Genomic DNA, 23,414 nt, shown 5'->3' on the forward strand with positions numbered 1-23,414 from the left:
CGTCTAAGCAGGCTTCGGCGCTTGCTCGATGGTAGCGAGCATGCCGTTGATCATGTCGTTCAAGCGGCCCGTGCCGCGGATATCCGGCGTACGGGTAGCGGGGGCGGCGAGTGCCGCCTCGATGCCCTGGCGCATCAGCTCGGCGGTCGCCTGCGCCTCGCGCAAATAGTGGCGGCGCCCCAGCCACTCGATCAGCATGCGCGTGGACTCGATCATGGCGTAGGGATTGGCCAGCCCGGTGCCGGCGATATCGGGCGCCGAACCGTGGGTCGCCTGGGCCATGGCCATGTTGCCGCGGCCGATGCATAGCCCCGGTGCCATGCCCAGCCCACCGACCAGCCCGGCCGCCTCATCGGTGAGGATATCGCCGAACATGTTGGTGGTGACCACCACGTCATATTGCTGGGGGTGGCGGACCAGGTGCATGGCAAAGGTATCGACGATCGCTTCGTCGACGGTCACGTCCGGATAGGCCTCGGCGGCCTTGCGGCATTCCTCGACGAACATGCCGCAGCCCAGCTTGAAGACCGTGTTCTTGTGCACCACGGTGAGCCGCTTATGGCGGGAGCGGGCCAGCTCCAGGGCCGCGGTCGCCACCTTGCGGCTGCCCTCGCGGGTGATCACGCGCACCGAGATGCTGACGTCGTCGGTCGGGCGGAACTCGCCGCAGCCCGCCACCACATTGCGGTCGGGCTGAAAACCCTCATTGTTCTCACGCACGATGACCAGGTCGATGTCATCGTAGAGGCAGCCGATATCCGGATAGGAGCGGGTCGGCCGCACGTTGGCGAACAGGTCGAAGTGCTTGCGCAGGATCGGGTGCGGATTGATCGCGCCGGGGACCTGGGGATACTCGCGATGGCCGATGGGGCCGAGGATGAAGCCATCGAAGGTCGATAGCGTTTCCAGAGTGCCTTCCGGGATGGTGGTGCCTGATTCATCGAGGGCCTTGCGGCCGATCGACATGTGGCGCCAATCGATGAGCAGGCCACAGCGCTCAGCCGTGGCCTGAGTCACCTTGACCGCAGCCGGGACTATCTCGTGGCCGATATCATCGCCTTCGAGTACACCAAGCGTCAGATGGGAACGGGACATCGCGTTCTCCTGTTCAGTGTGGCAGGCTGGCCCGGGCGAGGTCTCCGGCGCGGGCAAGGTCCGGCAAGGCCCACGCTTTCCGGATCAGCGTCTCGCAGGCCGATTGACCGATTACCGCTGCCGCCTGACCGCGGAATTTGGCGTTGAGCTGCTCGTCGCTCAGGGGGCGCTCCAGCGAACCGATGGCTCGCTCGATGTGCTTTTCCACACGGCGCCCGTCCTCGAGGGTCACGGTGATCGTCACCGCCGCTTCGTGGCAGCGCCTGTCGGTCGTGACGTTGATCTTGCGCCGCATGGCTTGCAGATCAGGATGATTGACCGCTTCGTCGGTGAAGGCGGTGGGCGAGCCGTCGCCGCGCAGAAGAGCGGCGGCCGCTGAATGGAAGACGCTGAACTTTCCTTCCAAGCCGGTTTTCGGCGCGGTCTTGCCGGTCAGTTCGAGTACCAGCGGGTGGGTGATCAGGTCGACGCACGCGATCCGGTTGATGTCATCGCCGAGTTCCTCGCGGATCTGGATGCAGCCGTCGATGACGGGATGAATGACGATGCCGCAAGCGAACGGTTTGTAGGAATTCAGCGCGGCTTCCCAAGTGTCGCCCAGTCCGTCGAGAATCTCGTGGTAGTCCTGCTTATCGGACATGACATGGGCGAAGCCACGCGGTGCCTCGATGGCCTGCTCCGAGGAATCGAAGCCGGCTTTGGCGAGGAAGGCCGCCAAGGCGCCATTCTGGGCCGCGCGACCGGGGTGGAAGCTCTTGCACATGGTGCCGAACATCTCGCGTAAGCCCGATGACTGCGTCGCGGCGATGCCCAGCGCCCAGGTCATCTGCTGCACATCCAGCTTCAGCAGGCGCCCGACCGCCGCCGCCGCGCCAAAGACCCCGACCGTTCCCGTAATGTGCCAACCACGATCGTAATGGTCGGGATAGACGGCATTGCCGATACGGCACTCGACCTCGATGCCGACGATCAGCGCATTGAGCAATTCACTGCCCGACACCGGGCGAGTCTCGGCCACCGCCAGCAGCGCCGAGGCCACTGGTCCCGCCGGGTGAATAATGGTCTTGAGGTGGGTGTCGTCGTAGTCGAGCACGTGCGAGGAAATGCCGTTGAGCAGGGCGGCGTGCAGCGCATCCAGACGCTCACCACGGCCAAGTACGGTTGCGCTAGCCTCGCCGGAGAACGGTGTCACTGCTGCCAGGGCGCTATCGACGGTTGCATGGCGGGTCCCGCCCACAGCGCAACCCAGCCAGTTGACGAAGGTTCTCACGCCTTCTTTCTGCACCTCGACGGGAATCGACGCCAGGTCGCAACTCACTATCCACTCGGCGAGCGCGCGGGTGATATCGGAGCGCATAGTCATCACCTCGCTCATATAGTAAACTGTCAACAGTTTCAAGGCTTGCGATAGGGCGATCATGAAGCCCGTGAAACTGATTCGTCAGCCTGGTTTATGCTAATGTCGCAACGACTATTTTTGCTCACAGTCGACAATGCCTCGGCAAGAAAGCAAGCGAAGAGCGAGCGTTGATGAACGATAAAACCGCACCTTCGAGCGGCCAGTTGCAGGCCCTCTCGCTGACCACACTGGCACAGCAGGAAATCGAGCGCATGATCCTCAGGGGCGAGTTCGCTCCGGGGGAGCGCATCAATGAATATGCGCTGGCCAATCTGCTGGGTATCAGCCGAGGACCGGTGCGTGAAGCTTGTCGCGCGCTGGCGGCCATGGGACTGGTCCAGCTGATTCCCAATCGCGGTGTTTTCACGCGTGCCATCAGTGAAGACGAGGCGCGGGAAGTCTACGAGATGCGGGCGGGGCTCTTCGGCTATGCCGGCAGGCTGCTCGCTCCGCATATCACCGACGGACAGCTGGACCACTTGAATCTGCTGGTTGCGCAGATGGATGCGGCCGCCAAGGCCAACGACTTCGATCGTTATTACGCACCCAACCTGACCTTTCACGACTATCTGGTGTCGGCCACGGGCAATCAGCGCCTGATCGCCAGCTATCACGATCTGGTGCGCCAGCTTCACTTGTTCCGTGCCCGAGGCTTGGTGGCCGGAACCGGAATGAAGGATTCCAACCGCGAGCACCGCGAGATCGTCGCCGCTCTGACCGCCAGAGACCCGCAACGCGCCTTCGACGCCATGGCCGGGCATGTGTTTGCCGGCCAGCGCCGTGCGTTGGGCGACGACAAGCCGGTGTTGTCGCATCGCGCGGAGCGACCTGCCCAGCGGTAGCCGGCTCCCCTTCGGTAGTCGAAGCGAGGCACGGTGTGCTGCGGCCTGCGGGCTTTCAAGGCTGGCCGTGGGAAACATTCAGGCCCCCATCAGTTGCGTCAGCTTGCGCACCGATGCGAGGTCTTCCAGATTGCGCACCGCCTCGATCATGGCTTCGGTCTTTGCCTTGTCCCAATTAGCGAACTCGGCACAGCCGCGGAACTTGTCGGCGACGTCGTCATAGCTCATCGGGTTGGCGGGACTGCCTTTGCCGAAGTCGGCGCGGCCGGACAGGGTGCGCCCATCCTGCAGGTGGATATCGATGATGGTGGTCATCTTGTCATAGCCGGCGGCCTCGGCTTCAGGATGCACGCCAAAGTGTACCCGCTCGATCATCTCCCTGACATCGGCACGATTGACCACTTCATCGGTGAATTCGGGCAAGCCACCGCGGCGCTCGAGGAGCAGGATCGCCATGCAGAACTCCATCGAGAACTTGGCCTGCAGCTCGTTGGTTGGGCGGTGGTGGATCAGGGCATTGGGCATGTTGTGGTTGGTGCCCACATCGACTCGCTTGACCTGTTCCGGCTGGATGTCGTGCTCGAGGATCAGTTCCAGCATCCTGGTCATGCCCGGGTGGGTCAGCGAGCCGGACGGATGGGGTTTGATGGAAACGCCCGGGTCGAGGAATGTCCAGGGGTTGCCCAACTTGCCGGAAATCGCCTCCAGCAGGTAGCCGCCTCCATGAGCCTGGAAGAAGCCCCGCGGAGATTCCAGGATCTTGTCGGTAGCGGTCCAGCCGGCACGCGCGAAATCGGTGGCGACGACTCCCGACTCGGCAGCACGGCCGGCATGGAATGGCTTGGTCATGGAACCGAAGTTCTCGCGCAGGCCTGCCGATTGGCTCGCGGCAATGGCGAGGGCGCATTGGGTCGTCGGCTCGTCCAGACCGAATAGCCGGGAAGTCGCTGCTGCGGCCGCCAGCGTGCCGCAGGTCGCGGTGGCATGGAAACCGTGCTGATAGTGGCGTGGGGAAATGGCCTCGGCCACCTTGGTTTCCACCTCGGCGCCGACATGGTAGGCCAGCATCAGATCCTTGCCACTCATGTCATGGGTCTCGGCAATCGCCAGTGCCGCCGGCAGGCAGGGGGCGGTGGGATGCGTCAACAGGCCGTATACGCGATCGGGACCCGCGGCCAGTTGGGTGTCGTCGTAGTCATCGGCATGGATGCCTACCCCATTGGCGAAGGCGGCAAAACGCTCGGGCACCCGCATGTCGGTGCCGATGACGGTGGCCTGGCCTTCGACCCCCTGCCGCCTGAGATACGATTGAACGATGTGCCCCGATTTGGCCACCGATCCCGACAGGGCCAGCCCGATACCGTCGAGAATGGACTTCTTTCCCGCGGCGATCAGTTCCTCCGGTAACGCCGCATAGGCACTACCCTGAATGAATTGCGCCACCTCGAGGGTCAACCCCTCCCCATGCGTCGATTCGATATCCGGGGTGAACGTCTCGGTGGCTGCCTTGCGATTCTGTGACATAGCGACTCCTGCATTCCGCTCGATGTTGACGATGTGGCTACCAAATACTTTCACTCTGTTTACCGCTGTATTTGCAAACTGTTGACAGTTTGCGGTGCCAAAAAACAACCTCTCCCGGCCGGCTGATGGCACTGCCCCATTGGCATACATGGAAACCCATCGCTCAGGAGGGCGACGACGCCCGCTTGCGCATGAAACGGCTGAAGACGAGCCTGATGATCGGGCTTGCCAGACTGAGGGCGGTCAGGATGAAGAACAGGTTACTGATCGGGCTATCGAAGAATCGCGTCCAGTCACTATTGAAGATGATCATCGACTGCGACCAGTTCTTCTCGATCAGATCGCCCAATACCAGCCCCATGACGAACGGCGCGGGGCCGAAACCATGTCGCAATGCGTAGAATCCCACCAGCCCGGCGATGAGCATGACCCAGACATCGAACATCTGTTGCTGGTAGGCGTAGGCCCCCACCACGGCGAAACAGAATACCGATGGCCACAGGAAGGTTCTGGGAAGCAGCGTGATCATCGAGAAGACCTTGGCTCCCATGAGGCCAATGAACAGAAACGTCACATTGGCGATGAGCATGGCCACGAAGATCGCATAGAGAATCTCTGGCGTTTCCCGCATCAGAAACGGTCCCGGGCGGAAGCCATGCATGATGAGAGCGGCGAGGATGACCGCCGTGGTTCCGCTTCCCGGGATGCCCAGGGCCAGCGTCGGCACCATGGCCCCGCTGGTGCCGGCATTGTTCGCGGCTTCCGGTCCGGCGATCCCTTCCACCGAGCCCTTGCCGAACTCTTCCCGATGCTTCGACCAGCGCTTGGCCTCGTTGTACCCCATGATGGCTGCGACGGTTGTCCCCTCAGCGGGAAGAATCCCGATGATTGTCCCGATCCCGGTCGAACGAAGGATCGTGGCCCAGACTCTGCGCAGGTCGTCGCGGCTGGGCAAGCGCAGCGCGACCGAACGGATCCGCTCCATGACGGCCTCATCGGCCTGGGCTTGCTTGAGCATTTCCGAGATCGCAAAAATGCCGATCAGCACGGGGATGAAATCGATCCCTTCGTAGAGGACGGCGGTGCCGAAGGTGAAGCGCTCGATACCGGTGACCAGGTGGATGCCGATGGTGCTGACCAGAACACCGAAGAGGCCGGCGATGAGGTTGCGTAGCGACGACTTGCCGCTGATGGCGGCCAGCATCGAGAGGCCGAAGAGGGTCAGGGCGAAATACTCCTGCGGACGGAAACTCAGTGCGATCCTGGCAAGCAGGGGAGCGGCAAAAATGAAGATGAGCAGGCTCAGGATGCCGCCGGTGACACTGGAAATGGCCGCGATGCCCAGCGCGCGCCCCGCTTCGCCCCGCTGCGCGAGAGGATAGCCATCCAGCGCTGTCGCCACCGCGGGTGGCGCACCGGGCGCATTGATGAGGATGGCCGTGATCGAGCCTCCGAAGGTGCCAGCACAGTAAAGAGCCGCCATCATGGCGATGGCGACGACGGGTTCGAGTTCCAGGGTGAACGGGATCAGCAGGGCGACCGCCATCGTCGAACTCAGGCCTGGTAGGGCGCCCACCAGCACGCCAAGCAGGACGGAGACCAGGATGAGCATGATGCTCGTCGGGGTCAGAATGATCTCCGTGCCTGATAAGATTGCCTCGATATTCAAGTGAACCCCCAAGCAGGCCGTGGCCTTTCCTGCACAGGACGCGGCCGTGCTGCCGGAACATCGACTAACGGAACGGGTGGCCAACGATACCAGGCAGGAAATTCACCTGGAGCACATCGGCGAAGAACCAGAACAGCAAGGTCGGAAACAGCACGGCATAAGGAACGAGCAACTTGAGGCGACGTTCGCCCCACAGTAGCGGCAGGCCAGCCGCCGCCAGGAGCAGTCCGATATAGGTGCCGAGCGTGGGCATGACCCCGATGAGAAGGAGCATGGCTCCAGCGGTCAAGAACACGATGGGTCGCGGCCGGACACGGCGATCGCTGTCGAGGTCGATGCCCTGTTTCCGTTTCTGGAGGTGCTCGAAAGGCAGAAAGAGGGCCAGTACTGCGATCACGATCAGCAGCATCTGCGGGAATGTTTCCGGCTTCACATCCTGGGCCAAGGATGCCGGAACGCTATCGAACAGCAATGTCCTCCAGAACAGGAACGCGCCGATAGCCAACACGATCAGTGCGACGACCAGGTCCTGCCGATGGATGAGCGAAGAGGCGGAGCGGCGCCCCGTCTCTTCGCCGGCACGCTGTGAAGGCTTGTCTCCCATCGTTTCGTTGCCTCGTATCTACCGATTGCCGTCGTTACTTGTCGGTAAGGTCGAGCTTGCGCATGGTTTCGAGCGACACCTGGTACTCGTTCTTGATCTGCTCGTCCCAGACATCGCTTCCGGCGATGCTGTCATCCGGATCCAGCCCATTGTTCCTCAGGTATTCCCGGAACCTGTCACTTTCCATCGCGGTGAGAATCAACTCTTCGATGGTTGCGACCATTTCAGGCGGTGTCTCGGCGTGGACGTAGTAGCCGCGTGTCGTGGAAACCTTGACGTCATGTCCGTGCTCGCTCGCTGTGGGCACATCGGGTAGATCCTCTATCCGCTCCTCGGCGAGCACGGCGAGCGGCTGAAGTGCCCCTTCCTGAATCTGGTCAAGCGCCTCGCTGACGTTGGCAACCGAAGCATTGACGGCCCCCGAGCGGAGCGCGGTCACCATGTCGCCGCCACCACCGAAGGGGACGACGCGGGTCTCGATTCCGGCGGCCTCCGCCCAGCGCTCGATGCCGATGTGTTCGGTTCCGCCGACCTGAGCCACGCCCCAGGTGAGCGCTCCATCGCGAGAGGCTTCAATCAGCTCCTCGTAGGTCTGGTAAGGGCTATCCGCGCGTACGACGATGACCGAGGGGTCATCCATGGCGCGCGCCACACCTTGCATGGTGTCGATGTCGATCGGCGAATTGCCGCGCGCAATGGTGTAGAGGTGGGTCTGCGTCAAGGCCATGATGGTATGGCAGTCCGCTCCCTGGCTCTTGAAGTATTCATGTGCGGCGCGCGCACCGCCGCCTTGCTTGTATACCACGGTCATATTTTCATCGACCTGTTCATCAGCAGCATCCAGCCACATGCGAATGGTCGTGTCCGTACCGCCCCCCGCCGAGGCATGCGAAACCACCTCGATGGTTTCATGCGGCCAGCCTTCCGGGTTGCAGCCGGTCTGGTCCTGTGCAGCGGCACCCAAGGGCAGCGCTGTCAATGTCAGGGCTATCGATCCGGTCTGCAGCAGACGCTGGCGCTTGGCGGCGTGCAACAGGGTCTGCAAATGTCTCATTTGTCCATCCTCATTGTCTTGTTGTGCGACTCACGCGTCATGCGCTGACTTGTTGCCGTCCTCGTGATCGCTGGAAACGACCTTAATTTCCAGTCTAGCCTTTGTGCCATATTTGTAAACTGTCAACAGTTAATATGAGTGATAATGCTGGGATTGCTTTATCCCTTGGTTCTGTGAGCAGGGCGCGATGATGATGGATATGATACACACTAATATGAGTGTGCTAGTACTGGCCGGCTTTCCTTCCCATATCCACTCTGCTGCCGTGGCGACGAGGGCAGCTGCATTGGCGGAATGAGTCGGCATCCAGCGTCGAGCAGCGTTTGACAGCATAGTCAACTGTTGGCAATTCTGTGAAGGCTATCCACCTTCCCGGCCATCCTTGGCGTTCCCTGCGGTGGGTCATGGGCGTCAGGAGATGGACGGGGCCGTATCGAGGTGAACGATGAAAATCAAGGACATCCGGGCGAGCCTGCACACCACATCGATCGAGATCCCACTCATCGAGGGGAAAGTCGCTGGTTACGGTCGGGAGGAACAGAAGCTATTCGTGTTCTGCGAGGTCGAGACCGACGAAGGCATTGTCGGGTGCGGCTTGACGGGGCACTTCCTGGCCCACTCGGTAGTGGCGGCACTGGAAAAGCACTTCCTCCCCGTCGTCAAGGACATGGATCCGCGCGACGTCGAAGCCATCCATCAACGTGTATTCAAGACGCTCAACCCAAGGGCCATGACCGGCACCGTCTCCATGGCCCTGTCGTGCCTGGATATTGCGCTATGGGATATCCAGGGCAAGCAGGCCAATCGGACGGTGGCCCAGTTGCTAGGGGGCAACAAGACCCGTGCCCCGGCCTACGTCACCTTCGGTTTTCCCCAGTACGACCGCGATCAGTTGGCGGAAGCGGCCAGACTGCATGTCGAGAACGGCTTTCGCGCACTGAAGACGGTGGTCGGCGTCGACAAGGGGGGCTGGCGGGAGGATGCCGCCCGGGTACGCGCGATTCGCGAGGCGGTTGGCGATGGCATCGACATCATGATGGATGCCAACTACCTGTTCAGTCCGGTAGAAGCCAAGCTGCTGTGTCGGGCCGTGGAGGATTGCCACATCACCTGGTTCGAGGAGCCGCTGTATCAGAACGATGCTCGCGCATTGGCCGATTTGCGCCGTGCCACGGGAATTCCCCTGGCCGCTGGGCAAATGGAGGGCCACCGCTGGCGGCTGCGGGAATTGGTCGAGCACCAGGCGGTCGACATCCTGCAGCCCAATTGCACCTACTGTGGCGGCTATACCGAGACGCGCAAGGTCGCGCACCTGGCGCAGATCTACAACCTGCCGATTGCCAATGGCGGGGGATGGCCATTGTTCAATATGCATAGCATGGCGGGGTTGATGAATGGCTGGCTGGTGGAATGGCATCTGGGGATGGTGTCGGTCGGGGAAACCATCTTCGTCGATCCGCCGAGCCCGGAAAATGGCACGCTATCGATTCCGGACGCTCCCGGCCTGGGCTTGACCATCGATCGTGATGGGCTAAAGACGACACGGGTAGCCTCCTGATGCTGCTGCCTTCGGTAGCGGCAGATGTCGGCGAGGTGGTGCACTGGTCGACTGCCCTGGGGATGATGTCGTGATACTCGCCACGATGATTTCCCGTTCTGCCGTTGTCGTGTCGGCATGGGGAATGGGGTATCTGGCGGGGCGGGTTGGTGTGCCTCTGCCCTGGATCCTGGGGCCGATGTTGGTGGGGGCCATCGCGGCGTTGAGTGGCCATGGCCTGGCGGAGTCGAAACTGGTGCGTCGTTGTGCGCAGGTGGTTGTCGGCACCGCCGTCGGCCATGGCTTTACCGCTGGGATTCTGCTGTCGCTGATGTGGCAGTTGCCCTGGATGGTGCTGTTTACCCTGTGGTCGTTGCTGGTAGCGGCGTGTTGTTCGCTGCTGCTGGAAAGGTGGGGGCGACTCGATCGCCGTACGGCGCTATTGGCCAACTTGCCGGGTGGCGTTGCCGAGATGGCGTTTCTGGGTGGGGACACCAAGGGTGCGAGTACGGCCATTGCGTTGGTCCAGGCCATGCGAGTGACCTCTCTGGTCATTCTGCTGCCCTTTCTGTTGTCACTGATTCTGAATCGGACGGGAGGCGTCGTACCGACCTCCTTGGGCAGTGGCTCTTTGGGGGTGGGTACGCTCATCATCCTGGCCGTGGGGTACGCCGTCGGCCGGGGCATGGACCATTTCGGTATCCAGAACGCCTTCATCGTCGGTGCCTTGCTGGTCTCGATCGTGGATGCACTGACCGGTTTCGTTGGCGCCGATGTCCCCGGCTGGCTCTTCATCGGAGCGCAGATCGCGATCGGGCTGGCACTGGGTGGCCGCTTCGAGCGCAAGGAAGTGGCCCGCATGCCACGCCTCGTCTCCATCGGGCTGCTGGTGTCGCTGATCACCTCCGTCATCATCATTGCGTCCGCCCTCTTGGTTGCGAGGCCGCTGGGGATTTCGCTGCCGGTGATGACGCTTGCCGGGGCGCCGGGCGGCATTGCGGAAATGGTGATCACCGCCACGACCTTGGGCCTTGGTGTCGCTGAAATCGTGGCGTTTCAAACGGTACGAATCATCACGGTCAATTTCCTGGCGGGATCCGTTGCCGGGCTCTGGCTAAGAGTGAGCGCCTCTCTTTTTGGCGAGTCCGGATCCGGACGAGGCCCATGATCCGGTGGGTGCCCGGAGCCTCTCCCGCCTCATACATTGGTAGTGGCATGGCCCAGGTGGCGAAGACTGTCCGTTGACTAAAATAAAGCTAATCGCTTGTTATCAAAGAATTTACTCTGTTTTTCGCTCAGGGAAGGCAACGCCTTCCCTTTTTTGTGGTTTGACGCGCCGGCAATTGAGGATTAATTTGTTCGTATCACAAACCTATGTTCACTAGTCGAACAAAACGGTAATCGAAGCGCCAATGACCGAGCCGTGGGCTGGTGAATATCGTGTCGACCACCAAGAGGCGAACCAATATGGCCGAGTTCCTCAGCTTGCATGACGCGGTCGCGCGCTACGTCGAAGACGGCGCCACCGTGGCCATGGAAGGCTTTACCCACCTGATCCCCTTTGCGGCGGGTCACGAAGTGATCCGCCAGAAAAAGCGTGACCTGACCCTGATCCGCATGACCCCCGATCTGGTCTATGACCAATTGATCGGGGCCGGCTGCGTCAAGAAGCTGATCTTCTCCTGGGGCGGCAACCCCGGCGTTGGTTCGCTGCACCGCCTGCGCGACGCAGTGGAGAAGGGCTGGCCGCACAGGATCGAGATCCTCGAGCACAGCCACGCCGCCATGGCCTGTGCCTTCGAGGCCGGGGCCGCCGGTCTTCCGCTGGCGGTGCTGCGCGGCTATGTGGGTAGCGAGTTGCCCAACGTCAACGACCAGATCAAGTTCATCGAGTGTCCGTTCACCGGCGAGCGCCTGGCTGCGGTACCGTCGGTGCGCCCGGACGTCTCCATCGTTCATGCCCAGAAGGCCGACCGCAAGGGCAACGTGCTAGTGGAAGGCATCGTCGGCGTGCAGAAGGAAGCGGTGCTGGCCGCCAAGCACAGCATCGTCACCGTCGAGGAGGTCGTCGACGACCTGAATGTGCATCCCAACGCCTGCGTGATTCCGGGTTGGGCGATCAGCGCCATCGCCGTGGCCGAGAAGGGCGCCTATCCCTCCTACGCCTATGGCTACTACCCGCGCGACAATCGCTTCTACAAGGAGTGGGATACCATCGCCCGCGATCGCGATGCCTTCAACGCCTGGCTCGAGGAGAACGTCTACAACGCAGGGGGAGAATCCTGATGAGCACCGACTACACCTCCGCAGAAATGATGACCGTCACTGCCGCGCGGGCGCTGGAGAATGGCATGACCTGCTTCGTCGGCATTGGCCTGCCCAGCGAGGCCGCCAACCTGGCGCGCCTGACCCATGCCCCCGACGTGGTGCTGATCTATGAATCCGGCACCCTGCAGACCAAGCCGGATGTGCTGCCGCTGTCCATCGGTGACGGCGAACTGTGCGAGTCGGCGCTGACCACCGTCTCGGTACCCGAGATGTTCCGCTACTGGCTGCAGGGCGGCCATATCAGCGTGGGCTTCCTGGGCACCGCCCAGATCGACCGCTACGCCAACCTCAACACCACCCTGATCGGCGACTACCATGATCCCAAGGTTCGTCTGCCGGGCGGCGGCGGGGCGCCGGAGATCGCCACCAACGCCCACGAGGTCTTCATCACCCTGAAGCACTCCAAGCGCACCTTCGTCGAGGACGTCGACTTCATCACCACCCTGGGCTTCGGTCGCGACGGCAAGGGTCGCGACGGCGTGCCCAACATCGGCAAGGGCCCGACGCGGGTGATCACCGACCTGTGCGTGATGAAGCCCGATCCCGAGACCAAGGAACTGGTGGTCGTGTCGCTGCACCCGGGCGTGTCCCGCGAGGACGTGATCGAGGCCACCGGCTGGGAGATTCGCTTCGCCGACCAGCTGGAGTCCACGCCGGAGCCCGGCGCTCATGAGCTCGAGGTGTTGCGCGAACTGAAAGAGCGTACCAACCGCCAGCATGCCGGCGAGGTTTGAGGAGACCGTATGAGTAACGTCTATTTGTGTCATCCGCGGCGTACCGCCGTGGGCCGTTTCGGCGGCACGCTGGCCAGTGTGCGCCCCGACGACTTCGCCGCCACCATCTTCAAGGCGGTGCTGGCCGAGACGCCGGATCTCGACCCCGCCGCCATCGACGAGGTGATCATGGGCTGCGCCAACCAGGCCGGCGAGGACAACCGCAACGTGGCGCGCATGTCGTCGCTGCTGGCCGGCCTGCCGACTTCGGTGCCCGGCACCACCATGAACCGCCTGTGCGGCTCGGGCATGGACGCGGTGGGCACCGCCTTTCGCGCCATCAAGGCCGGCGAGTTCGAGCTGGCCCTGGCCGGTGGCGTGGAGTCCATGTCCCGCGCGCCCTACGTGATGGGCAAGGCCGAGACCGCCTTCTCGCGGACCCAGGCCATCGAGGACACCACCATCGGCTGGCGTTTCATCAACCCGTTGATGAAGAAGCAGTACGGCGTCGACTCCATGCCGGAGACCGCCGAGAACGTAGCCGAGCAACACCGGATCTCGCGCGAGGACCAGGACACCTTCGCCCTGCGCTCCCAGCAGAAGGCCGAACGCGCCCAGCAATCGGGCCGCTTCGCCGAGGAGATCACCCCGATCGAGATCCCGCGCCGCAAGCAGGAGCCGCTGATCTTCGACCAGGACGAGCACCTGCGTCCCGGTACCACGCTGGAGAAGCTGGCCAAGTTGCCGACCCCGTTCCGCGACGGCGGCAGCGTCACCGCCGGCAACGCCTCGGGCGTCAACGACGGTGCCGCGGCGATGCTGGTCGCCAGCCAAGCCGCTGTGGATAAGCACGGGCTCAAGCCCATGGCACGCATCCTGGGCATGGCCACCGCCGGCGTCGAGCCGCGCACCATGGGCATCGGTCCGGTGCCGGCGGTGCGCAAGCTGCTCGATCGCCTGGAGATCTCGCTGGACGAGATCGATATCATCGAACTCAACGAGGCCTTCGCCTCCCAGGCCCTGGCCTGTCTGCGCGAACTGGGCATCGCCGACGACGACCCGCGGGTCAACCCCAACGGCGGCGGCATCGCCCTGGGCCACCCGCTGGGCATGTCCGGCGCCCGGTTGCTGCTGACCGCCGCCCATGAGCTGCACAAGCAGAACAAGCGCTACGCGCTGTGCACCATGTGCGTGGGCGTGGGGCAGGGGATCGCGACGCTGATCGAGCGAGCATAGCCTCTCATTGACATGGCGCATGGCAAGCCGTCAGCGATGATTCGCCGGCTTTTGCATCCAGGTTTTCGTAGGAGCGGCTTTAGCCGCGAATGGCATATCGCGATTGAGTCGCTCTTATGGCTTCCCTACTTTATGGAGGCACTATATGGCATTTCTGACTATCGATGGCCGCAGCGTCGCCTATCGCCTGCTGGGCGCCGAGGCCAACCCGCTGGTGCTGCTGGCCCATCCGCTGGGGATGACCCAGGCGGTGTGGGACGACATTCTGCCGGCCCTGCTGCCGCGCTATCGAGTGTTGACCTGGGACCTGCCCGGTCACGGTGCCAGCCAGGCCTGGCCGGCCGATGATGGCGAGATCACGCCGGCCGCATTGGCGGCCGAGGCATTGGCGTTGGCCGATCATGCCGGCGCGTCACGTTTCCACTTCGTCGGCACCTCCATTGGGGGCGTGGCTGGCCAGCAGTTGCTCGCCGAACACGCCACGCGGTTGCTGTCGGCGATCCTGACCAATACCGGGGCGGTGATCGGCCATACCGAGCTGTGGACGACCCGTGCTAGACGCGTGCGTGACGAGGGATTGCCGGCGATTTCCGGCGAGATCGTGCCGCGCTGGTTCTCCGCCGAACGGCTCGCGGGCGAGCCGGCCCTGGAAAGCGGCTGGCGCACCCAGATGGCGCGCACCGATGGCGAGAGCTATGCGCGACTGTGCGAGATGCTGGGACGTACCGACTTCCGTGGCAAACTCAAGGGCCATGGAGTCGAGGTGAGACTGCTGGGCGGCAGCGACGATGTCGCCACGCCACCCGAGACCCTGCAGGCCCTGGCCGCCGAGTGCGATGGGGCGCCACTCGAGATCCTCGAGGGCTTCGCCCACGTGCCCTCGGTGGAGAGTCCTCAGGCCGTCGCCAAGCGCCTATTGCTATGGCTGACACCCGATCGCCGTGAGGTGGGGGAGCAGGGCGTGGCCTATGCCGATGGTCTGGAAACCCGCAAGCAGGTGCTCGGCGAGGAGCATGTCGCCCGGGCCAGTGCCGGGGCCACCAGCCTGGACGCGCCCTTCCAGCAGATGATCACCCGCCTGGCCTGGGGCGAACTATGGGGCAGCGACGACCTGACCCGCCACGAGCGCAGCATGATAACCCTGGGTATCCTGGCGGCCCTGGGGCGTGACGGCGAGCTGGAACTGCATCTCAAGACCGCCAAGCGCATCGGCCTGAGCGAAGGCGAGCTGCGCCAGGTGCTGATGCATGTGGCCATCTATGGTGGCGTGCCGGCGGCCAACCATGCCTTTGCGATGGCCAAGACATTGGGTTGGGGCGAGTAACTTTGCCCGGATCCTCCTAGTCCCCATAGAGAAAGAATGCTATGCAAGACGACAACAAGCGCTTCGTGGAGCGCGACCGTGACTGGCATCCGCCGGCCTACGCGCCGGGTTACAAGACCAGCGTGGCGCGCTCGCCGCGTCAGGCGCTGGTCAGCCTGCAGAAGCCAAGCGTCTCCGAGCTCACCGGCCCGGACTTCCAGAAGCTGCGCATGGGGCCACACGACAACGACCTGCTGCTCAATTATCGAGAAGAAGGGGCGCGGGAAGGTCGCAGTGGCTTGCCGATCGGCGAACGCATCATCATGTTCGGCCGCGTGGTCGACCAGTTCGGCAAGCCGGTGCCGCATACCCTGGTGGAAATGTGGCAGGCCAATGCCGGCGGACGTTATCGTCACAAGAAGGATAGCTACCTGGCGCCGCTCGATCCCAGCTTCGGCGGCGTGGGGCGCTGCCTCACCGACGCGGCGGGTTGGTATCGCTTCCGCACCATCAAGCCGGGCCCCTACCCCTGGCCGAATGGCGTCAACACCTGGCGTCCGGCGCATATCCACGTGTCGGTGATGGGGCCGGCGATCGCCACCCGTTTGATCACCCAGATGTACTTCGAAGGTGACCCGCTGATCCCGCTGTGTCCCATCGTGCAGACCATCGATGACCCGGAGGCGGTCGAGACCATGATCGGCCGGCTCGACATGGCGCGCAGCAATCCCATGGACTGCCTGGCCTATCGCTTCGACCTGGTGGTGCGCGGCGAGCTGCAGACCTATTTCGAGAATCAGTGACAGGGGCGCAAGACCATGAGACAGCCGAATACCGTACCCCGCAGCGAGCTGATGCTGCGCGAAACCGCTTCGCAGACTGCCGGGCCCTACGTGCATATCGGCCTGGCGCTGGATGTCGCCGGCCTGCCCGAGCGCGAGGAGGAAATCTGGAACCAACTGGCCAAGCCGGATGCCGAGGGCGAGCACATCGAGGTGGTGGGCACCGTCATCGACGGCAATGGCGACCTGGTGCGCGACGCCCTGCTCGAGGCCTGGCAGGCCGATGCCAGGGGCGAGTACCAGCCCGAGTTCGACCTTGAGGCGCCGTTCAACAGCTTCGGACGTACCGCTACCACCGCCGCCGGCGACAGCGAGTGGACGCTGACCACGATCAAGCCAGGCGCGGTCACGCGTAGCGACGGCAGGGTGATGGCGCCGCATATCAACCTGGCGATCTTCGCCCGCGGCATCAACATCCAGTTGCAGACCCGCCTCTACTTCGAGGACGAGACTCAGGCCAACGCCGCCTGCCCGGTGCTCAGCGCCATCGAGTCGCCGGCGCGCCGCCAGACGCTGATCGCCAAGCGCGAGGAGGCAGAAGGCAAGGTGCGCTATCGCCTCGATATTCGCCTGCAGGGCGAGGGCGAGACAGTGTTCTTCGATTTCTGATGCATCGGCTCGACTGTCACCTTGGCCCTCGCCTCGGCGGGGCCTTTTCCATGCCGACGAGCCACAGTGCTATCCGTTCTGTCCCCCTCGCGAGCCGGTATATCGGGACGCTCTATGGCCCCTGAATCGGCTTATAGGGTCCCGTCCTGCCCGATTTTCGGCCGCTTTTGCTATATTTCATGTGCAGTCCCGATAAGGGGGTAAGGCCATGAACGTCAATGAAGCCATGCACCGCGGAGTGGATTGGTGCACCCCGGATACCTCGCTCACTGAGATCGCCAAGCTCTTTCGGGAGAAAGACATTGGGGCGGTACCCATTGGCGAGAATGACCGGCTGGTGGGAATGCTGACCGACCGTGACATTGTGTGCCGTGGTATCGTCGAAGATAAGGATATTGCATCGCTCACCGCCCGCGACGTAATGACCAGCGACATCGTCTATTGCTGGGAAGATGACAGCGTCGAAGATGCCGTGCATCTGATGGAAGAGCGGCAGATTCGCCGCTTGCCCGTCATCAATAGGAACAAGCGCCTGGTCGGTATGCTGTCCATGGGTGATCTCTCGCATACCGCACCCTATAAACTCCGTGGTGAATTCATGGAAGCGGTATCCGCCCATCACTGATGAGCGGTGTCATCTCGAACGGCGGCGGGCTGCCCATGCCCGCCGCCGTTCTGCGATCGATGCCTCCCCTTGTTGGTGGTAGCGTTGCTATCTGCGGCTCGACAGCGGCGTTACGCCGATTCGACGACGGAACGGCATCCGACGAGGAGAGAGGAGATGGGCTACAAGGCGATTGATATCCGACAGAAGCTTGGCCTGCTCAACGAGCAGTGGTCGCCCAGGGTGATTGCCGAGATGAACGACTACCAGTTCAAGGTCGTCAAGCTCGAGGGGGATTTCGTCTGGCACGATCACCCCGAGACGGACGAGGTCTTCCTGGTGATCAAGGGCAACCTGCGCATCGATTTTCGTGATGGCGCGGTCAACCTGGCCGCCGGCGAGATGTTCGTGGTCCCGAAGGGCGTCGAGCACAAGCCTTTCGCCGAGCAGGAAGCGGAAGTGATGCTGATCGAGCCGCGCGGGGTTCTGAATACGGGCCAGGCGGGGGGCGAACGGACCGCCGAGAACGACGTCTGGATCTGAGCCTGTCCGGGCGTCGTGCCTGTCCGGAGGGCATGACGAATAAGCTCTTCTTCGGTCTGACCGCGGAGAAGGCAGAGCAGGTGGAGGCACCGCTGATCCGCGAATGCCATGCCCATTTCGAATGCCGGCTGTTCGATGACACCCTGATGGAGCGCTACGACTTCTTTATCCGGGAGGTCGTGTCGGCCCGGGCGGCGGTGTCACCGGCATACCCAGAGACACTCCATTACACCGGCGACGGTGTCTTCATGGTGGCCGGCGAGATCATCAGTCGTCGCGCCCGGTTCCTGCCGGAAATGTTGTAAAGGCGGCAAGAGTAGTAAGCGCAGCGATGCCGTTCGAAGCTATTCGAGCGAAAAGGTGAGCTCGATCCTGCCCGTTTCGACCTGCCTGGTATTCAGTAGTTTGGGCCGGTGAAAGGCGGCGAGCATTTCGCGTTGCTCGGCGGTGCCGATCTGCAATCTCTTCAGGATCTCGCAGACGATGGCGTACAGGATCGTCTTGTTGCCGTCCTCGACTTTCACGGCGACGCCCACCGCGCCCTGGCCGGGCAGGGTGCCCGGTCGGCCCGCTGCGCGCAGGCCGATCGCGTAGCAGGCCTCCGCGCCGGCCTTGCCGACCAGTTCCCCGGCGAAGGCTCTCATCAGTGCCGTACAGAACCGTCCTTCGCCTGCCACCAGTGCGGGGTGCGAGGTCATTGCGCGGTAGATCCGCGCCAGCGCGGCGTTTCGGGGCGATGCCGCGCTGTCATCGAGGCCGGCGGCGTCGGCCAGTCGGGCGTAGAGAAAGGCCAGCCGTTCGAGGGGAAACGCGGGGGTGGGCAGGTTGCAGCCGTCGATGGCCCACTGGATGGCGTCGTCCGGTAGCGCACAGACGTCGGCCATCGTGCGTTTCACATGAGCCTGCAGGGGATGCTGCGGCAGGTGATAGTCCTGCACAGGCTCGCCGATGGCTCTCGCCGCCGCGAGCATGCCGGCATGCTTGCCCGAGCAGTTGCTGCAGGCCGGTGTCGGTGTGAAATCGGTCTTGATCCAGGTTCGATGGACCGCTTCGGAGATCGGCGGGTGGCCTCCGCAGCGCAAGTCGCTTTCCTGGGCGCCCGACTTGGCGAGCATGGCCAGGGCGCGCTGGATATGGCGCGCTTCGCTGTTGTGGGAGGCGCACATCAGGGCGAGGTCGGCATCATCCAGGCCGAAGCGTTCGAGTGCGCCGGTTTCCATCACCGCCAGCGCCTGGGCGGGCTTGGCAGCGGACCGCGCCAGCGTCACGCGGGAGGGATCGCCGAAGCCGCATAGCCGGCGGCCCTGTGCATCGACCACGGCGATATGGGCGATATGGGTGTTTTCCACCACGTTGCCTCTATAGACGATAGCGGCAACCGGTGCTTCCCGGTACATGGCGTTATCCTCGTCTTAACGGCTGCTTTTTCTTGCCGCTTGGTAGTAGCGGTCCTTGGTGCTGGCCGGAATATTGGGTGACCTCCGCCGTCGCCAAAGTGACGGACCGGAGCTGAAGCGGTTTCCTACCGCTGTTTATCTTACCTTCACGGTATAGCGTCCACCGATTTTCGCCACGCCCCCACTCTGACGCTACGAACAACACGAGGTGGAACATGCGACGAAGCAAATGGGTATGGCTGGTATGGGCGGTGGTGCTGCTCTGCTACCTGGTCCCCTACACCCTGCTGACCGATGTAAAGGCGTGGTACGGAAGCTTCCTGTTCTGGACCGTCGCCGGTCTGGCCGTGATTGCGCTGAATGTCTTCATCACAAAAGACTTCGAGGGGAAATGATCATGACCGCCTCGCTTATCTGGTGGTCGGTGGCGATCTACCTGCTGGTTGCCATCGCCATTGCCATCCTGTCCCGGAAGGGCAAGTTGCAGGACATGTCGGGGTACTTCCTCGGCAACCGGCAAATGAATGGTTTCGTCTCCGCGCTGAGTTACAGTGCCACGACCTACAGCGCCTTCATGATGGTCGGGCTGGCCGGTTTGACCTATGCCGGGGGCGTCGGCGCGCTGGGCTTCGAAATCATCTATTTCGCCGGTGTGTCGCTGGTGGCGATCTTCGGCCCGAAATTCTGGGCGGTGGGCAAGACGTTCGGCTTCGTCACGCCCAGCGAGATGCTTGGCCACCGTTATAACAGCAAGCACGTCGCCATGGCGGTGGCCATCGCCAGTTGCCTGTTCCTGATTCCCTATGCCGCCGTGCAGCTCGCCGGGGTCGGCTATCTGCTCCAGGGCACCACGGGGGGCGCCATTTCCTTCACTACCGGGGTGATACTGGCCACCGCCATTGCGATCTTCTTCTCCTACGTGGCGGGTATTCGCTCGGTGATGTGGACCGACTCGCTACAGGCGATCATGATGGTGGTGGCCTCGACCCTCGTCGCTCTGCTGGTCATTCAGGGGCTGGGCGGCTTCGGCGCCCTGTTCGACACCCTGGCCACCGAGCATCCGCAGTCGCTGACGGTGCCAGGCAGCGGCCGGTTCAGTTTCGTCACCTTCCTGGGCCTGACCATTCCCTGGTTCTTCTTCAGCCTTTCCAACCCGCAGGTCAGCCAGCGCCTGTTCATGCCGTCATCACTGCGCTCGATGCGCCAGATGCTGCTCGGCTTCCTGGTCTTCGGCTTCGTCTATACCCTGGTCTCGGTGCTGTGGGGCTTCTCGGCACTGGCGGCTTTCCCTGGGCTGGAAAGCGCCGACCTGGCCACCCCCACACTGCTCGGTTCCGCCCATGTCCCACCCCTCCTGGGGGTGATCGTGATGATCGGCATCATGGCCGCCGCGGTTTCCACCATCGATTCGATCATGCTCACGCTCTCCTCGATGCTGGCGCGTGACGTCTATGCCAACGTCAAGCCCGGCACGAGCGAGAAACGCCAGCTGATCGTCGGCAAGGTGGTGATCCCGGTGATCGCCCTGATGGCGCTCGGCTTCGCCGAACTGCAGCTCGACCTGATCGCCGTGCTGTCGGTGGCCGCTTCTTCCGGTCTGGTGGCCGTGGTGCCGGCGATCATCGGCGCCTTCTACTGGAAGCGCGGTACCGCCGCCGGTGCCCTGGTCAGCGTCATCGGTACCGGTACCTTCGTGCTCTTCGTCTATGCCATCGGCAACTCCTTCCTGGGCCTGCCGGCCGGCGTGTGGGGCATCGTCGTCTCCAGCGTGCTGTTCGTCGGTGTGAGCCTGGTGGGCAAGGCACCGCAAGCGAGCGCCGACGAGTTTCATGATGCGATAGCGAGCCAGTAAGCGGGACTCAGGGTGATCGCCGAGAACTACGTAGGGCTGCCTTACGAAGCGCTGGAATGACGACCCGAGCATGGTTCGGGTTTTCTGTATTGAGGCAAAGGGCGCCGACCTGGTCCAGAATACAGCCATCCGTTCGGGAAGGTCTGACTGACGAGGGAGACTATGGAACTCTTCTTGATTGTGGCGGGTGTCGGCGTGGCGCATTTGTTGGCTGTCATGAGTCCGGGGCCGAGCCTGCTGGTTGTGGCGCGTGCCGCCATCGCCACCTCACGCGTCGCGGGAGTCTGGACCGCGTTCGGCATCGGGGTCGGTTCCATGATCTGGGTGCTTGCCGCGCTGTTCGGCCTCACCCTGGTGTTTGCCGCGGCGCCGTGGGTCTACGCCGGCATGAAGGTCGTGGGTGCGATCTATCTTTTCTACCTCGCGATTCAGCTCTGGAGACACGCCAAGCTGCCGATGCGTGTCGATGGCTCCGAGGACACGCCTTCCGGCGCGCCGTGGAAACTGTTCTGCCGAGGGCTGCTGGTACAGTTATCCAATCCCAAGGTGGTGGTCTTCATGGGCTCGATCCTGATCACACTGCTTCCTCCACAACCGTCGAGCGGACTGGTAGCCGCGCTGTTGCTGGTCGTCTTCTTGAACGAGTTCGTGTGGTTCTCCTTTGTCGCTTGCGCCTTCTCCATCCCACGTCTCCGGGACGGCTATATCCGCTTCAAGAGCGTCATCGACCGAGTAACGGGAACCTGTCTGGGAGGCCTGGGAGTGCGCTTGATCGCGAGCCGATAACAGATAGGCCCGGAGGGTGATCCGGGCCTGTGTGGGTGGATGGGTTCCCGGGAAAGAGCGGCGTCTACAATGCCCCCTTGGCCTTGGCGGTGTGGGTGGCGATGGCATCCATCAGCGGCGGCGACAGGCAGTCGTAGGGTTCCAGGCCGAGTTCCCGCAGCCTGGCGCGTACCGCCCCCATGTCGTCGGGATTGGTGCCGGATTCGATGATCGAGGAGACGAATGCCGCGAATTCGGGCGCTGCCCAGCCTTGTGCATCGGACAGTTCGGTATGGATGAAGTCCAGGCCATGGAAGGGATGGTCGGTGTTCTCGATGCGCCCGTACATGTGCACGCCGCACTCGCGGCAGGCGTGGCGCTGGATGGCAGCCGAAGGATCGACGACCTGCAGCTTGTCCTCGTTGGCGGTCACGCGGAGCTTGTCACGTGGCACCACGGCGACCATCGAGAACAGGGCACCCTCGGGTTTCCAGCACTTGGTACACCCGCAGACATGGTTGTGGGCACACTGGGCATCGACGGTTACCTCTACCTTGTTGTCGGCGCAGTGGCAGTACAACTTGCCACCGGTAAAGCTATCGCTACCCGGTTGCACGCCATTGTCGACGGCGGGATGGATATTAATGCTCATGGTTTTCTCCCCGGCCTTGTCCTGTGTTGTTTCCTGGGTTTTTTCCTGCGTTGTCGTCGCTGATGTCGGCGTTTCCGCTGCCCTGCTTCGCGTGGTCGAGGTAGTGGGTTTCGATCCACCGAACCAGCGCTGAATCATGTCCATTAGGCTCATTGGCTTGTCCTCCTTGTCCTTGCGTACTCAATAATGCAGCACGCTGCGGATGCTCTTGCCGGCATGCAGCAGATCGAAGGCCTCGTTGATCTTCTCGAACGGCATGTCGTGGGTGATGAACTCGTCGATCTTGAGCTCGCCGTTCATGTAGCGCTCGACGTAGCCCGGCAGCTCGCTCCGGCCCTTCACGCCGCCGAACGCCGAGCCCTTCCACACCCGGCCGGTGACCAGCTGAAACGGCCGCGTGGCGATCTCCTCGCCGGCCCCGGCCACGCCGATGATCACCGACTCGCCCCAGCCCTTGTGGCAGCACTCCAAGGCCGAGCGCATCACGTTGACGTTGCCGATGCACTCGAAGGAGTAGTCGACGCCGCCGTCGGTCAGGTCGACGATCACCTGCTGGATGGGGTCCGAATAGTCCTTGGGGTTGACGAAGTCGGTGGCCCCGAACTGCTGGGCCAGGGCGAACTTGTCGGGATTGACGTCGATGGCGATGATGCGGCTGGCCTTGGCCATCACTGCGCCCTGGATCACCGCCAGGCCGATGGCGCCGAGCCCGAACACCGCCACCGTGGCGCCCGGCTCGACCTTGGCGGTGTTGAGCACCGCGCCGATGCCGGTGGTCACCCCGCAGCCGAGCAGGCAGATCTTGTCCAGCGGCGCCTCGGGGGAGACCTTGGCCAGCGACACCTC

24 protein-coding genes are annotated in these 23,414 nt (G+C 63.0%); 15 read left to right on the forward strand and 9 right to left on the reverse strand.

The genetic code is table 11. The features are described 5' to 3' along the window. Positions 1–3: 3 nt before the first annotated feature. Positions 4–1,095 carry an isocitrate/isopropylmalate dehydrogenase family protein gene (locus ACFOEV_RS06940; protein WP_386772407.1) on the reverse strand — a complete coding sequence of 364 codons (1,092 nt, stop codon included), beginning with the start codon at positions 1,093–1,095 and terminating at the stop codon, positions 4–6. A gap of 13 nt (positions 1,096–1,108) precedes the next feature. Further along, positions 1,109–2,458 (reverse strand): MmgE/PrpD family protein, encoded by a 1,350-nt coding sequence (locus tag ACFOEV_RS06945; protein WP_386772408.1) that lies wholly within the window; start codon positions 2,456–2,458, stop codon positions 1,109–1,111. Positions 2,459–2,625: 167 nt separating this feature from the next. Here ACFOEV_RS06945 and ACFOEV_RS06950 point away from each other — a divergent pair, with 167 nt between their 5' ends. Next, on the forward strand, positions 2,626–3,336 hold the full coding sequence (locus ACFOEV_RS06950; protein ID WP_386772409.1) for an FCD domain-containing protein: 711 nt from the start codon (positions 2,626–2,628) through the stop codon (positions 3,334–3,336). Between the two features lie 78 nt (positions 3,337–3,414). Here the strand turns inward: ACFOEV_RS06950 and ACFOEV_RS06955 are convergent, their stop codons facing one another. From ACFOEV_RS06955 to ACFOEV_RS06970, 4 genes are all read right to left on the reverse strand, one after another. Continuing rightward, complete coding sequence (locus tag ACFOEV_RS06955; protein ID WP_386772410.1) at positions 3,415–4,860, reverse strand: MmgE/PrpD family protein; 1,446 nt, start codon at positions 4,858–4,860, stop codon at positions 3,415–3,417. 163 nt (positions 4,861–5,023) lie between these two features. Beyond that, positions 5,024–6,613 carry a tripartite tricarboxylate transporter permease gene (locus ACFOEV_RS06960; protein ID WP_386772411.1) on the reverse strand — a complete coding sequence of 530 codons (1,590 nt, stop codon included), beginning with the start codon at positions 6,611–6,613 and terminating at the stop codon, positions 5,024–5,026. Further along, positions 6,594–7,133 (reverse strand): tripartite tricarboxylate transporter TctB family protein, encoded by a 540-nt coding sequence (locus tag ACFOEV_RS06965; protein WP_386772412.1) that lies wholly within the window; start codon positions 7,131–7,133, stop codon positions 6,594–6,596. The genes ACFOEV_RS06960 and ACFOEV_RS06965 overlap by 20 nt, the downstream gene beginning before the upstream one ends. Positions 7,134–7,167: 34 nt before the next feature. After that, a complete protein-coding gene (locus tag ACFOEV_RS06970; RefSeq protein ID WP_386772413.1) occupies positions 7,168–8,178 on the reverse strand; it encodes a Bug family tripartite tricarboxylate transporter substrate binding protein in 1,011 nt (336 codons plus the stop codon). A 454-nt stretch (positions 8,179–8,632) separates the two neighbouring features. Here ACFOEV_RS06970 and ACFOEV_RS06975 point away from each other — a divergent pair, with 454 nt between their 5' ends. From ACFOEV_RS06975 to ACFOEV_RS07025, 11 genes are all read left to right on the forward strand, one after another. Then, positions 8,633–9,745, forward strand: coding sequence for a mandelate racemase/muconate lactonizing enzyme family protein (locus ACFOEV_RS06975; RefSeq protein ID WP_386772414.1), 1,113 nt, complete (start codon positions 8,633–8,635; stop codon positions 9,743–9,745). 70 nt (positions 9,746–9,815) lie between these two features. Then, on the forward strand, positions 9,816–10,892 hold the full coding sequence (locus ACFOEV_RS06980; protein ID WP_386772415.1) for an AbrB family transcriptional regulator: 1,077 nt from the start codon (positions 9,816–9,818) through the stop codon (positions 10,890–10,892). A 299-nt stretch (positions 10,893–11,191) separates the two neighbouring features. Beyond that, a complete protein-coding gene (locus ACFOEV_RS06985) occupies positions 11,192–12,010 on the forward strand; it encodes a CoA transferase subunit A (RefSeq protein WP_386772416.1) in 819 nt (272 codons plus the stop codon). Beyond that, positions 12,010–12,786: a CoA-transferase subunit beta gene (locus ACFOEV_RS06990; protein ID WP_386772417.1), complete on the forward strand. Its 777-nt coding sequence runs from the start codon at positions 12,010–12,012 to the stop codon at positions 12,784–12,786. The genes ACFOEV_RS06985 and ACFOEV_RS06990 overlap by 1 nt, the downstream gene beginning before the upstream one ends. A 9-nt stretch (positions 12,787–12,795) precedes the next feature. Next, entirely contained in the window at positions 12,796–14,001 is a 1,206-nt protein-coding gene (pcaF, locus tag ACFOEV_RS06995; protein WP_386772418.1) for a 3-oxoadipyl-CoA thiolase, read from the forward strand. A gap of 145 nt (positions 14,002–14,146) precedes the next feature. Next, positions 14,147–15,325: a bifunctional 3-oxoadipate enol-lactonase/4-carboxymuconolactone decarboxylase PcaDC gene (gene pcaDC, locus ACFOEV_RS07000; protein WP_386772419.1), complete on the forward strand. Its 1,179-nt coding sequence runs from the start codon at positions 14,147–14,149 to the stop codon at positions 15,323–15,325. 41 nt (positions 15,326–15,366) lie between these two features. Further along, on the forward strand, positions 15,367–16,107 hold the full coding sequence (pcaH, locus tag ACFOEV_RS07005) for a protocatechuate 3,4-dioxygenase subunit beta (protein ID WP_386772420.1): 741 nt from the start codon (positions 15,367–15,369) through the stop codon (positions 16,105–16,107). Positions 16,108–16,122: 15 nt separating this feature from the next. After that, positions 16,123–16,755, forward strand: a complete 633-nt coding sequence (gene pcaG, locus ACFOEV_RS07010; RefSeq protein ID WP_386772421.1) for a protocatechuate 3,4-dioxygenase subunit alpha — start codon at positions 16,123–16,125, stop codon at positions 16,753–16,755. Positions 16,756–16,963: 208 nt separating this feature from the next. Next, positions 16,964–17,380 (forward strand): CBS domain-containing protein, encoded by a 417-nt coding sequence (locus ACFOEV_RS07015; protein ID WP_386772422.1) that lies wholly within the window; start codon positions 16,964–16,966, stop codon positions 17,378–17,380. A gap of 156 nt (positions 17,381–17,536) precedes the next feature. Then, on the forward strand, positions 17,537–17,902 hold the full coding sequence (locus ACFOEV_RS07020; protein ID WP_386772423.1) for a cupin domain-containing protein: 366 nt from the start codon (positions 17,537–17,539) through the stop codon (positions 17,900–17,902). Positions 17,903–17,934: 32 nt separating this feature from the next. Further along, positions 17,935–18,207 (forward strand): flavin reductase, encoded by a 273-nt coding sequence (locus ACFOEV_RS07025; protein ID WP_386772424.1) that lies wholly within the window; start codon positions 17,935–17,937, stop codon positions 18,205–18,207. Positions 18,208–18,246: 39 nt separating this feature from the next. On the opposite strand, the gene ACFOEV_RS07030 is transcribed toward ACFOEV_RS07025, so the two are convergent. Continuing rightward, entirely contained in the window at positions 18,247–19,299 is a 1,053-nt protein-coding gene (locus tag ACFOEV_RS07030) for an asparaginase (protein WP_386772425.1), read from the reverse strand. A 215-nt stretch (positions 19,300–19,514) separates the two neighbouring features. Between ACFOEV_RS07030 and ACFOEV_RS07035 the strand changes: the two genes are divergently transcribed. From ACFOEV_RS07035 to ACFOEV_RS07045, 3 genes are all read left to right on the forward strand, one after another. After that, entirely contained in the window at positions 19,515–19,694 is a 180-nt protein-coding gene (locus ACFOEV_RS07035; RefSeq protein ID WP_386772426.1) for a hypothetical protein, read from the forward strand. Positions 19,695–19,696: 2 nt separating this feature from the next. Next, on the forward strand, positions 19,697–21,151 hold the full coding sequence (locus ACFOEV_RS07040; RefSeq protein ID WP_386772427.1) for a sodium:solute symporter family protein: 1,455 nt from the start codon (positions 19,697–19,699) through the stop codon (positions 21,149–21,151). A 162-nt stretch (positions 21,152–21,313) separates the two neighbouring features. Further along, positions 21,314–21,937 carry a LysE family translocator gene (locus ACFOEV_RS07045; protein WP_386772428.1) on the forward strand — a complete coding sequence of 208 codons (624 nt, stop codon included), beginning with the start codon at positions 21,314–21,316 and terminating at the stop codon, positions 21,935–21,937. 64 nt (positions 21,938–22,001) lie between these two features. On the opposite strand, the gene gfa is transcribed toward ACFOEV_RS07045, so the two are convergent. Then, entirely contained in the window at positions 22,002–22,568 is a 567-nt protein-coding gene (gene gfa / locus ACFOEV_RS07050) for an S-(hydroxymethyl)glutathione synthase (RefSeq protein ID WP_386772429.1), read from the reverse strand. A gap of 180 nt (positions 22,569–22,748) precedes the next feature. Continuing rightward, on the reverse strand, positions 22,749–23,414 hold a 666-nt coding region (locus ACFOEV_RS07055), incomplete at its 5' end, for a zinc-binding dehydrogenase (protein WP_386772430.1).

Source organism: Litchfieldella rifensis (genome assembly GCF_042646605.1).
Lineage (GTDB): Bacteria > Pseudomonadota > Gammaproteobacteria > Pseudomonadales > Halomonadaceae > Litchfieldella > Litchfieldella rifensis.